Source organism: Natronomonas sp. (genome assembly GCF_046710025.1).
GTDB lineage: Archaea > Halobacteriota > Halobacteria > Halobacteriales > Haloarculaceae > Natronomonas.
On record NZ_JBKEGK010000063.1, the window covers coordinates 1 to 12358 of the forward strand.

At 64.0% G+C, this 12358-nt stretch carries 10 protein-coding genes, 1 other RNA gene and 1 pseudogene; 10 read left to right on the forward strand and 2 right to left on the reverse strand.

Annotated elements, in window-relative coordinates:
• Window positions 1-334 (forward strand): annotated as a pseudogene (locus ACI944_RS06260) (hypothetical protein); the annotation flags it as partial.
• Window positions 335-395: 61 nt separating this feature from the next.
• Here ACI944_RS06260 and ACI944_RS06265 read toward each other — a convergent pair.
• The gene (locus tag ACI944_RS06265; protein WP_411718201.1) at window positions 396-734 is read right to left on the reverse strand and encodes an ArsR/SmtB family transcription factor; all 339 of its coding nucleotides are present in this window, start codon (window positions 732-734) and stop codon (window positions 396-398) included.
• 124 nt (window positions 735-858) lie between these two features.
• Between ACI944_RS06265 and ACI944_RS06270 the strand changes: the two genes are divergently transcribed.
• The 3 genes from ACI944_RS06270 to ACI944_RS06280 all read left to right on the forward strand — a co-directional run bounded on the left by ACI944_RS06270 (window position 859) and on the right by ACI944_RS06280 (window position 3561).
• Window positions 859-1611: a DUF6293 family protein gene (locus tag ACI944_RS06270; RefSeq protein WP_411718202.1), complete on the forward strand. Its 753-nt coding sequence runs from the start codon at window positions 859-861 to the stop codon at window positions 1609-1611.
• Between the two features lie 257 nt (window positions 1612-1868).
• Window positions 1869-2345, forward strand: coding sequence for a cyclic nucleotide-binding/CBS domain-containing protein (locus ACI944_RS06275; protein WP_411718203.1), 477 nt, complete (start codon window positions 1869-1871; stop codon window positions 2343-2345).
• 106 nt (window positions 2346-2451) lie between these two features.
• Window positions 2452-3561, forward strand: a complete 1110-nt coding sequence (locus tag ACI944_RS06280) for an aminopeptidase (RefSeq protein ID WP_411718204.1) — start codon at window positions 2452-2454, stop codon at window positions 3559-3561.
• A gap of 44 nt (window positions 3562-3605) precedes the next feature.
• Here ACI944_RS06280 and rnpB read toward each other — a convergent pair.
• Window positions 3606-4031, reverse strand: an RNA gene (gene rnpB / locus ACI944_RS06285) — RNase P RNA component.
• 97 nt (window positions 4032-4128) lie between these two features.
• On the opposite strand from rnpB, the gene ACI944_RS06290 reads away from it, so the two are divergent.
• From ACI944_RS06290 to ACI944_RS06315, 6 genes are all read left to right on the forward strand, one after another.
• Window positions 4129-4944: an MBL fold metallo-hydrolase gene (locus tag ACI944_RS06290; protein ID WP_411718205.1), complete on the forward strand. Its 816-nt coding sequence runs from the start codon at window positions 4129-4131 to the stop codon at window positions 4942-4944.
• Between the two features lie 112 nt (window positions 4945-5056).
• On the forward strand, window positions 5057-5566 hold the full coding sequence (locus ACI944_RS06295; protein ID WP_411718206.1) for a cyclic nucleotide-binding/CBS domain-containing protein: 510 nt from the start codon (window positions 5057-5059) through the stop codon (window positions 5564-5566).
• 31 nt (window positions 5567-5597) lie between these two features.
• The gene (gene gatB / locus ACI944_RS06300; protein WP_411718207.1) at window positions 5598-7088 is read left to right on the forward strand and encodes an Asp-tRNA(Asn)/Glu-tRNA(Gln) amidotransferase subunit GatB; all 1491 of its coding nucleotides are present in this window, start codon (window positions 5598-5600) and stop codon (window positions 7086-7088) included.
• Window positions 7089-7272: 184 nt separating this feature from the next.
• Entirely contained in the window at window positions 7273-9819 is a 2547-nt protein-coding gene (locus tag ACI944_RS06305; protein ID WP_411718208.1) for a DNA topoisomerase I, read from the forward strand.
• A 42-nt stretch (window positions 9820-9861) separates the two neighbouring features.
• On the forward strand, window positions 9862-10587 hold the full coding sequence (locus ACI944_RS06310) for a phosphoglycerol geranylgeranyltransferase (protein WP_411718209.1): 726 nt from the start codon (window positions 9862-9864) through the stop codon (window positions 10585-10587).
• Window positions 10588-10641: 54 nt separating this feature from the next.
• On the forward strand, window positions 10642-12312 hold the full coding sequence (locus ACI944_RS06315) for a methylmalonyl-CoA mutase (protein ID WP_411718210.1): 1671 nt from the start codon (window positions 10642-10644) through the stop codon (window positions 12310-12312).
• Window positions 12313-12358 lie beyond the last annotated feature (46 nt).

Here is a 12358-nt window from a genome sequence, read left to right on the forward strand (position 1 = left end):
CGGCGGATTGGGGGAGAACCCCCAGTTTGCCGACTGGGTCGAGATGCGCGTGGCCGCCGACGAGGTGCCGGGCTACATCCGAAACTTACTGCGGATCTACGACGAGCGCGCCGTTCGGGACGAACAGAGCGAACGAGACGACGGCCTCGGCGACCGGGAGTCCTTCCGAGAATTCATCGCCCGCCACGACGAGGACGAACTCACCGGTCTCGCCGAACCCGAGGAGACGTCCTACGAGGATCCGTATCTGAACAACACGAAGATGACGTGGTACCCGTACGCGGAGGACGATGAGATGGACGCCTCGCCCGCACCGTCGCCGGCGGACGACTGATTCGAAACGGGAGCCACTGAACCGATACGGACGGAGAATAACTAAACTGACGCCGGATCTTCTACGCCGTTTTATCACATAGCTCGATGCGTAATGAGTCGGTCGTCAGTGCGTAGACATCCATCTCTCGGCCCTTTTCAGAGCACGCCGTCCCGACGACGGCGACGAGGCCGGCGGCTTCGAGCCGATCGAGGTGGTAGGCCGCCACCTGGATCGACACGTCGGCCTTTCTCGCGATCGCGGACTTGACACTGGGGTCGCCACGGAGAACCGAGACGATCAGTCGGGCGGTCGAGGAGGATAACGCTTCGAGGACCTCACCGTCGGCGACGCTGACCGAAGTGGGCGGTTCGGCGGCGTCGAGGTCGATGTCGGAGGGGACCAGATCGTGTGTGGGCATAGCCTTTCGACAGACGCGAGTTTCGGCGGCACTGTATTCATATTTATCACAATACTATAGTTACATTCGATACTACAATTACATTCAATACTATTTTGTTATCAGTACTATCAGTACAATTCGGATGACTGGCGATACGGAACTGCGGTCGGTGACAGAGGTCCACGTGGCACCGCTCGGCTACGAGTACGACCGGATCAGGTCGCCGGTACTTGAGTACGGTGCCGACACGCTGTATCTGCTCCGTGACCCAGGGCGAACACGGGCGGAGTACCACGACCGACTGCGTTCGGAACTAACCGACGCCGGCGTCGCTGTCCGGTCCCGCCGGGTCGAACTGGGTGACATGTACGATGTCCTCGGGGAAGTGACGACCATCGCTGACGGCCACGACGACGATATCGTCCGTGTCAACGTCTCAAGCGGGCCGAAGTTGGCGACCGTCGGGGCGGCGCTCGCGTGCATGGCCACCGATGCGAGTGGCTACCACGTTCACCCCGAGTCGCGCTCTTATCCGATCGCAACCACCCCGCGGACCGAGGGGATGCGACTGGCCGAGCAGTTACCCTCCTACCCATTGGAGACGCCGACGACGGATCAGGTCCGGATTCTTGAGTACATTGACTCAGCGTCGAGCGAAGCGTACACGCCGAAAAAGAGCGACCTCATCGACTTCGCCGAGAAACACGAACTCGCGTTCATGCGCCGGGCACAACCGGCTAACGACAAGGCCAAGTTCGCTCTGTTGAACAACCGGATCGTCGACCCGCTCGCCGAGAACGGCTATATTGAGATCGAACCGGTCGGTCGAACGAAGCAGGTATCGCTGACGGAAACCGGCGAGAACGCCCTGCGGGCCTTTCGGCACAAATTGTGAACGATCGGCCCCAAAGGGTCCGGCACTCGGGGTAGCCCCGGACCCTGCGTCCGGATGAGGTGGCTTTCTCAAACGCCCGGCGCAACCGAACGTCGGTGAACCGATGATGACTGCAGCAGTGTTTATCATACGCAACGTTATTAACTAAATTATTTGCGAAGTAAATTTTTTAAATCGGTTCAGCAGTGCGTATGTTAGGTATATTAGGCATATATTCGCCATAATTAAATAGTGATCTGTGGTACCACGAGTCAGGAATGATCGAAACAACTGTCGAACCCGTTATCACGGACGCCGACACGGTCTCTCCTGAACTCCCGGCACCCGAGGCCGCCGAGAAACTGCGCGATCCATCGGTTCCAGCCCTTGTCGTACTCGATTCCGAGGACAGCGTCGTCGGTATCGTCTCCGACTCGGACTTCGTGGCGCTCGTCGCCGAGTCCCCCGGGCCCGTTCCCGTCGAGACGATCATGTCGAGCCCCGTCCGGACTGTCGCGCCGGAGACGCCCCTCGGACTCGCCGCCGACCGGATGAACGAGGCCGGTGTCAAACATCTCCCGGTCGTCGAAGGCGGGGTATGTAAGGGTCTCGTCACACTCGAAGCCATGGCCCCGTTTCTCTCCCGGAATCGGCTTCGGGTCGCCTGGAAGGGTGACCCGATTCATATCGACACCGACGAGCAATCTGAGACGGCTGAGACCGACCCGCCGAAGGACCGCGCCGCGGACAGCTGATACTGTCTGGAGGTGACGCTCCTGTAGTTGACACCGCCGGGTGTCACGCTTGGACCCCTCCCCACGCCGGGGTGTCATATAACACGCCGCGGCGCGAAACGGCGGTATGGACGATCGAGTACGTGAACACGCCGAGACACTGGTCGGGTGGAGTGCGCGGATCGAACCGGGCGACGCTGTCGTCGTCGACGTTGCAGCGGGTGCACACAGGCTCGCGGTCGCCGTCGCCGAACGCCTCGGCGAAGTCGGCGCAAACATGACAGTCACGTACGGCTCCGACGAGGTGACACGGGCGTACCTCCGCGCCCACGACGACGACTTCGAGACCGCAACTGGCGAACTCGCGCTGTTCGAACACGCCGACGCATACCTCCGACTCGGGGGCGGCCGAAACACCGCCGCGACGGCCGACGTCGACGCCGGGACGCGACAGGCCTACCGGGGCGCCCGAACCGAACTCCGAGAGGCCCGCATGGACACCGACTGGGTCTCGACGGTCCATCCGACCCGGAGCCTCGCCCAAGGGGCCGGAATGTCCTACGAGGCGTATCGGGACTTCGTCTACGACGCGGTGTTACGCGACTGGGAGACGCTCGCGGCGAAGATGTCGCGAGTGAAGGAACTGCTTGACTCGGGCGACGAGGTTCGGCTCGTCACGCAGCGCAACGACCAGCCCTCGACGGACGTGACGATGTCGATCGACGGCCGGACCGCGGTCAACTCCGCGGCGTCGGTCGCGTACGATTCCCACAACCTCCCGTCCGGGGAGGTGTTCACCGCCCCTTACGCCACGGCGGGGCAGGTCTTTTTTGACGTGCCGATGACGATCGACGGCCGCCGGGTCCGGAACGTTCGGTTGATCTTCGAGGACGGCGAGGTCGTCGACTTCGACGCCGAGACGGGCGCGGACGCGATTGAGGCGGTTCTCGACACCGACGCCGGGGCGCGGCGGCTGGGGGAGTTGGGCCTCGGTATGAACCGACGGATCGACCGGTTCACCGACAATATCCTCTTCGACGAAAAGATGGGCGATACGGCCCACCTCGCGCTCGGCCGGGCCTACGACGCGAACCTGCCGGACGGCGAGTCGGGCAATGAGTCGGCAGTTCACGTCGACCTGATAACGGACCTCTCGGAGGCTTCGCGGATCGAAATCGACGGTGAAACGGTCCAGCGGAACGGCACGTTTCGGTTCGAGGAGGGGTTCGAGCTCTGAAGACTGAGCCGGCAGACCAACAGCGCCGCTCGGCGATGAAAAACGGCTGAGGAGAGTAAGCCCCCTTCTGTTCGGCCCGGCATTCGGCTGAGCGTCCGCCGCGCCTCCGGGCTACCAATTGCGGCGGACTTGCACCGGTGAGGATTCGCCGTTCCATCCGTTCCCGCCCGTCGGCTCGCGGCTAACGCCGTTTGCGTGTGGCGGTCGTCGATGACGACCGCCGGGCCCTCGGCGGGTTAACTCCCTTTCCTTGCAGATCGGTTCGCCCGTTCGCGGGCGGCCCCACGAACGACGCCGGCCGTTTCCACGGCCGAACGCGCCTCATCGGTCGGAGCGGGTGGTCTCGTTTCTGTTCCAGCGCCGGCGGTCTCCCGCCCCGGACTTGCGTCCGGTCACCTGCCCGGAGGGTGGGGGGACTTTCCTCATGGGCACGGCGTCGCCGCACCCACGGGGACCGGGCTTCCTCTGCCGAATATCGGTAGGCCACTCGTCTGTTTAAGCCGTTCGGTGCGGGCGGCCGCTGGGACCCCGGCGTATCTTTACCTTCGAGGGCGACGATCAACGATCATGCGGATCGAACGCATTCCGATCGAGGTATCCACCCGCGCGCTCACCGGCCGGACTGCGGCGTACCTTCTGGGCCGCGAGGACGTCTTGCTCGTCGATCCCGCCGCGGCCGATAGCCGTCTCGAGGGTCACCTCGACCGCGTCGCACACGTCGCCGTTACCCACCACCACGCCGACCACGCTGAGGGCGTTCGGGCCTGCGTCGAGGCCGCCGATCCGACGGTGTGGTGTCGGTACGGCCGCGAGGCGGCGTTCGCCGACGCGACGGGGGTCGACCCCGATCGGACGTTCCGAGAGGGGGAGCAAATCCCCGCCGGCGACGATGCGGTTTCGGTTCACGAGATCCCGGGGCACGCCCCCGAGCACGTCGCCTTCGCCGCCGCCGATACCCTCGTCGTCGGCGATCTCGCGGTTGCCGAGGGAAGCGTCATGGTCGGTGCTCCCGAGGGGGACATGCGCTCGTATTTGACCTCGCTCCGCCGGGTCCGGGCGATGGCTCCCGACCGGCTCTACCCCGGCCACGGCCCGGTCATCGAGAGCCCGCGTTCGGTCTGTGAGCGCCTGCTCCGGCATCGGCTCGACCGCGAAGCGTGCGTGCTTGCGGCCGTCGAGGCAGGCAACAGGGCCGTGACGGATATCTTGGATGCGGCGTACAATAAGGACCTGTCCGGCGTTCGGGATCTGGCCGGGATGACGGTCCGGGCGCATCTAGACAAACTGCACCACGAGGGCCGAGTCGTGTGGGACGGCTCGCGGGCCGACCCCCTCGGGGCCCCCCACGATCGGTCGGGTTATGGGCGCGACGCCGATAAATAAATAGAGTATAACTAGGCTACGCGCCGTACAATAATCTGCACACAAATTCCACTTCGAATAATACTATATATTTGATAATTTATGCGACGACGGGGAGCCGTATGCACCGACTGTGATCGATCCGAGCACTGCCAACATCGACACGAATTTTTTCCCGACTGTCCAGTCGGAGACACCCGTCTGCGACGCGGCGGCAGCGCTCGAAATCCCGAGAGCGTCGGTGATAGTGGTTCTTGAGGATCATTCCGTTGTCGGCCTGGTGACCGTCTCGGATCTCGTCGGGATGGTGGCCGGGGGCGACCGCTCGAGAACGACCCGGGAGGTTATGTCAAGGGCGGTGCCGGCCGTCTCGCCGACGGAGACTGTCCTTGACGCCGCCGAACGAATACGGGAACGCGGCGTCCGACACCTGCCCGTCGTGGCCGGTGACGCGTACCGCGGAGTGGTGTCGGGTGAAACCCCCTCGCCATACCTCTCGCGGCACCGCCTCGATGTCGAGCCGACGAACGGGACGCGATCGCCGCGTCGAACGACACGACGCTGTCCGCCCGAAACTGACTCGCATCATCCGACCGAGACCGGGCACACGAACCGGATCTTTCGATCCTGTCGGAAGGGTTAGGCCTAAGCCGCCGCGCGAAAAGAACGTCATAATGACCGCCCAGACCGCCGAGCAACGGGATCTCACGGCCGTCATCGGCCTTGAGGTGCACGTCCAACTTGAAACGGAGACGAAGATCTTCTGTGGCTGTTCGACACGACCCGACGGCGACGAGGCGCCGAACACCCGGACCTGCCCCGTCTGTCTCGGGCTGCCGGGCGCGCTGCCGGTGCTCAACGAGGGGGCCGTCGAGGCGGCCGTCAAGGTCGGGAAAGCGCTTGGCTCGGAGATCCCCGAGGAGACCCGCTTTCACCGGAAAAACTACTACTACCCCGACCTGCCGAAGAACTTCCAGATCACCCAGTACGACGCGCCGGTCTGCGACGGCGGCGAGATCGAGTTCTCCGTCGACGGCGAGCGCCGCACCGTCGGGATCGAGCGCGCTCACTTGGAGGAGGATCCGGGGAGCCTCGCCCACGCCGGCGGCTCGATCGATACGGCCGAGTACACGCTGATCGACTACAACCGAGCCGGGACGCCGCTCATGGAGATCGTCACGGAACCCGACTTCCGCGGTGCTGCCGAGGCGCGGGCGTTTCTCGCGAAACTCACCGAGGTTCTCGAGTATCTCGGCGTCTTCGACACCACCAGAGACGGCAGCCTTCGCGTTGACGCCAACCTCTCGATGATCGACGCCACGGAGGTCGACAAGGACGGCGACATCGACACGGCGACGCTCGAATCCGCCAACCGGACGGAAGTGAAAAACATCTCCAGTCACAAGGGTGCGGAGAAGGCACTCGCCTACGAGGAGACGCGACAGAAGAACGCCATCCAGCGTGGCCGCGAGATCGAACAGGAGACGCGACACTGGGACGAGTCACGCGGGATCACCGTCTCGATGCGCTCGAAGGAAGAAGAAAAGGACTACCGCTACTTCCGGGAGGCCGATCTCCCGCCGCTTCGGGTCTCCGGCTGGACGGAGGAAATCGACATTCCGGAACTTCCGGACGCCCGCCGCGAGCGCTTCCGCGAGGCGTACGGCCTCGATCCGGAGTCCGCCTCGAAGCTTACCTCGACGAAGCAGGTTGCCGACTTCTACGAGCGGATCGCCGACCGCTTCGACCCTGATCTCGCCGCGACGTGGGTCGCCGACAACCTACTCGGCGAACTCCACTACCGCGACATGGCGATCACCGATATCTCGGCGCGTCTCGATGAGTTCGCCCGCCTCGTTGAGTTGGTCGATACTGACGAGATTGCGGTCAAAAACGCCGAAGAGGTCGTTCTCCGTCGGATGCTTGACGACGACCTCGACCCCGACGCCATCGTCGAGGCGGAGAATCTCGGCAAGACGGACGACGACGCCGTCGCCACGGCTGTCGGGGAGGCGCTCGAAGCGAACCCCGAAGCCGTCAAAGACTACCACGCCGGCGAGGACGGCGCGTTGAACTACCTCGTCGGACAGGTGATGGCGGAGACCGGCGGGTCAGCCGACCCCGGGACGGTCAACGAACTGCTTCGGAAGCGACTGGAGTCGTAAGGGCCGTTCCGCGCCGATACGCGGAACAGTTTCGCATCTGTGGTCCGGACGGGCGGGCGATCGAAACGCGACGCCCACGCGCCCATGCCCAAGCCATCGCGCGCCCGTAGGCGCGCTATCCGGCGGTTTTACTGCTATTCCGACGAAAGGTTGAAATCCGAAGTCGGCGTACCCAGATCCAACAGTGGAACTCATCGTCACCGAAAAGGACAACGCGGCGCGCCGGATCGCCGAGATCCTCTCCGGCGAGAGTGCGTCGACAGAGCGTCAGTACGGGGTCAACGTCTACCGGTGGGGCGACACGCGGTGTGTCGGGCTCTCGGGACACGTCGTCGGCGTCGACTTCCCGCCCGAATACGCCGACTGGCGCGACGTCCAGCCCGCGGAGTTGGTGGAGGCCGACGTGGTCAAGACGCCGACCCAGGAGAACATCGTTCGGACGCTACAGGGGCTGGCCGCCGACGCGGATCGGATCACGATCGCGACGGACTACGACCGTGAGGGCGAGTTGATCGGCAAGGAAGCCTACGAACTCGCCCGCGAGGAGACGGACGCGCCGATCGACCGCGTCAGATTCTCCTCGATCACCGAAACCGAAGTCAAAGAGGCCTTTTCGAACCCCGACGACTTGGACTTCGATCTGGCGGCCGCCGGCGAGGCCAGACAGGAGATCGACCTGCTTTGGGGGGCGGCGCTGACCCGGTTTCTCTCGCTGTCAGCAAAGCAGTTGGGCGAGGATTTCATCTCCGTCGGCCGCGTCCAGTCGCCGACGCTGAAGCTCATCGTCGACCGCGAACGCGAGATCCAGGCGTTCGACCCCGAGGAGTACTGGGAACTGTTCGCCGACCTGCTGAAGGATGATGATGCCTTCGAAGCCCAGTACTTCTACCTCGACGACGGCAACGAGGCCGAACGCGTCTGGGACGAGGCCGACGCGATGGCGGCCTTCGAACAGTTGCAGGGCGCCCGCGAGGCGATCGTCGAGTCGGTTCGGCGCCGCCGCCGGACCGACGAGCCGCCGGAGCCGTTCAATACGACCCAGTACATCAGCTCGGCGAGTTCCATCGGGCTGTCGGCACAGAAGGCGATGAGTGTCGCCGAGGAACTCTACACCGCGGGCTACATCACCTACCCCCGGACCGACAACACCGTCTATCCCGACGATCTCGACCCCGAGGCGCTTCTTGAGGAGTTCACCGGCCACTACCTGTTCGGCGACGACGCCGAGTCGCTCCTGTCGGCGGACGCAACCGAACCGACAGAGGGAGACGAGGAGACGACCGACCACCCCCCGATCCACCCGACGGGTGAGGTACCTGCGAGAGACGATCTCTCCGAGGACGAGTGGGACGTGTACGAACTCGTCGTTCGGCACTTCTTTGCGACGGTCGCTGACCCCGCCGAGTGGGAGCATCTGAAGGTCGTCGCCGACGCCAACGGCTGCTCGCTGAAGGCCAACGGCAAACGGCTCCTTGAGCCGGGGTATCACGACGTGTACCCGTACCGCTCGACCGCCGAGAACCACGTCCCCGACGTCGAGACGGGCGAGGCGCTCGACGTCGACGACGCCCGGATTGCGGCCAAACAGACACAGCCGCCACGCCGTCGCGGCCAGTCGCGGCTCATCGAGGAACTCGAGTCCCGCGGCCTCGGCACGAAGTCGACGCGTCATCACACCATCGAGAAGCTCTACGATCGCGGGTACATCGAGAGCGACCCGCCGCGCCCGACAAAGCTCGCGATGGCCGTCGTCGAGGCCGCCGAGAAGTTCGCCGACCGGATCGTTGACGAGGGGATGACCGCACAACTCGAAGCGGACATGAACGCCATCGCCGACGGCGACAAGAATCTCGAGGACGTGACCGGCGAGTCGCGGGCGATCCTCGAGCGCATTTTCGAGGAGCTCCACGACTCCCGCGAGGAGATCGGCGACCATCTCAGAGAATCGATGAAGGCCGACCGAACGCTCGGGGCGTGTCCCGACTGTGGCGAGAACCTGTTGATCCGTCGCTCGCAGCAAGGCTCGTATTTCATCGGCTGTGACGGGTTCCCGGAGTGTCGTTACACCCTGCCGTTGCCGAACAAGGGCGAGCCGACGGTGACTGACGAGACGTGCGAGGAACACGGCCTCAAACACGTCAAGATGCTCGCCGGACGGAGCACGTTCGTCCACGGCTGTCCGCAATGTAAGGCCGACGAGGCCGACGAGACCGACGACCGGATCATCGGCCCCTGCCCGGAGTGTGGCAAGGGCGCGGCCCCGGAAAACGGGACATCCGTGTCTCAGAACGGAAGCGGTGAGGGCGGCGACCTCGCTATCAAACAGCTCCGGAACGGCTCCCGACTCGTCGGGTGTACGCGCTATCCCGAGTGTGAGTACTCGCTGCCGCTGCCGCGACACGGCGAGATCGAGGTGATCGAGGAGACGTGCAAGGAACACGGTCTACCGCACCTGCTCGTCGTTGATGACGGCGACGACGAGCCCTGGGAACTCGGCTGCCCGATCTGTAATTACGCCGAGTACAGGGAGCGACAGGCCGCCTCGGCGATCGAGGACCTCGACGGCGTCGGGGCGAAGACTGCGAAAAAACTCGCGGCGGCGGGCATCGGTTCCATCGACGACCTCCGGAGCGCCGACGCCGCGACGATCGCCGAGGAAGTACAGGGCGTCTCCGAAGACCGCCTTCGCGAGTGGCAGGCCGAGGTAAACGCGGGCGCCGTCGCGGACTGAAATGTCGAAGCGGTTTTAGCTACCCACCGAGACACATGGTGTATGAGCGCGCCGTGGGCAACGTGGGACCACATCGTCAAAATCGATCCCGACAAGACGCTCGTTGAGGGCGAGACCTTCGAGGACATCTGTGCCACCGGGACCGACGCCCTCGAGATCGGCGGGACCACAGGCATGACAGAGGAAAAGATGGCCAGAGTCGTCGAGGCGACGACGGCCTACGACGTGCCGGTGTACATCGAGCCTTCAAACGTTGGGGCGGTCGTCCACCGGGAGGGACTCGACGGCTACTTCGTGCCTATCGTCCTCAACGCCGGCAACGTCTTTTGGGTGACCGGGGCACACAAGGAGTGGGCACGCCTAGACAGCGAGATCAACTGGACGGCGACGTTCCCGGAGGCGTATCTCGTTCTCAACGCCGACTCGTCGGTCGCGGACTACACTGAGGCCGACTGCGACATCGATGCCGACGAGGTCGCCGCCTACGCCGAGGTCGCCGAACAGATGTTCGGCCAGCGCATCGTCTACGTCGAGTACTCCGGCACGTTCGGCGACCCCGAAATAGTGCAGGCGGCCGCCGACGCCGTCGACGAGACATCGGTCTTCTACGGTGGTGGCATCCACGACTACGAGTCGGCCCACGAGATGGGCCGTCACGCCGATACAGTCGTCGTCGGCGATCTCGTCCACGACGAGGGCGTCGACGCGGTCGCCGAAACCGTCGAGGGCGTCAACGACGCCGCGTCGGAGCCGATCGAGGGCGCCTGACCCATTGGGCGCGACCCGCCAAGTCTTAATCCAACGGGTCCAAACTATCCGATAATGTTCGACGCCGACGACCTCAAAGAGATCCGGGAGGGTCACGACCGCTGGACGGACGAAACCTACGGTCCGACGGCCGATCGCTTCGGAGAGCGAAACGAGGAGTTCACGACTGATACGGGTGGACAGACGGTCGACCCGCTGTACACGCCCGCGGACGTCTCGGATCTCGACTACGACGAGGACATCGGTTACCCCGCCGAGCAGCCGTACACCCGGGGTGTCTACTCGACGATGTACCGCGGGCGACTATGGACGATGCGGCAGTACGCCGGGATGGGGACCGCCGCCGAGACCAACGAGCGGTTCAACTACCTCATGGACGAGGGGCAGACCGGCCTCTCGATGGCGTTCGACCTGCCGACGCAGATGGGCTACGACTCCGACTCCGAAATGGCACAGGGCGAGGTCGGCAAAAGCGGCGTCGCGATCGACTCCCTAGACGACATGGAGACCGTTTTCAGGGGGATTCCGCTCGATGAGGTCTCGACGTCGATGACGATCAATGCCCCCGCGTCCGTGCTACTCGCGATGTACATCGCGGTCGGTGACAAGACGGGTGTCGACCGCCAACAGCTCCGTGGGACGATTCAAAACGACATTCTCAAAGAGTATATTGCGCGCAACACGTACATTTTTCCGCCGGAGCCCTCGATGCGGATTATTACGGACATCTTCGAGTTCTGTGCCGAGGAGGTCCCGAATTTCAATACGATCTCCATCTCGGGGTATCACATCCGTGAGGCAGGTGCGACGGCCGCCCAGGAACTCGCGTTTACGCTCGGCGACGGGATTGAGTACGTCGAGGCCGCAATCGAGGCCGGACTCGATGTTGACGACTTTGCGCCGCAGCTCTCGTTCTTCTTTAACGCCCACAACAACATTCTCGAGGAGGTTGCGAAGTTCCGGGCCGCCCGCCGGATGTGGTACAAGTTGATGGAAGAGCGTTTCGACGCCGAGAAGCCGGCCTCCAAGCAGCTGAAGTTCCACACCCAGACCGCTGGCTCGACGCTGACGGCTCAGCAGGTCGAGAACAACGTCGTTCGCGTCGCCTACCAGGCGCTCGCGGCGGTGCTCGGCGGCACACAGAGCCTCCACACCAACGGGAAGGACGAGGCGCTTAGCCTTCCCACCGAGCAGTCGGTGCGGACGGCGTTGCGGACCCAGCAGATTCTCGCCCACGAGTCTGGCGCCGCCGACACGATCGACCCGCTCGCCGGGTCCTACTACATCGAGAGCCTGACCGACGAGCTTGAGGCCGAGGCGTTCGAGTTGCTTGAGGAGGTCGACGAGCGCGGCGGGATGCGACAGGCCGTCGAAGACAAGTGGGTCCAACGGCAGATCCAGGATGTCGCCTTCGATCGACAACGCGAGATAGAGACCGGCGAGCGGATCATCGTCGGCGTCAACGAGTTCGAGGTCGACGAGGAGCCAACGGAAGATATCGAGGAAGTGAGCGAGGCGGAACAGCGCGAACAGCGCGAACGGGTTCAACAACTCCGCGAGAACCGCGATAATGACGCTGTTGAGGACGCCCTCGCGGCGCTACGGGGAGCTGCCGAGGGTGACGAGAACGTCATGCCTTACATTGTCGACGCGGTGAAAGCCTACGCGACAACGGGCGAAATCTGCAACGCGATGCGGGATGTCTTCGGCGAATATCGGGGCTGATCGACGATCCAACTGGAACAGCCCTTCGGCCAACGATCCGGCATCC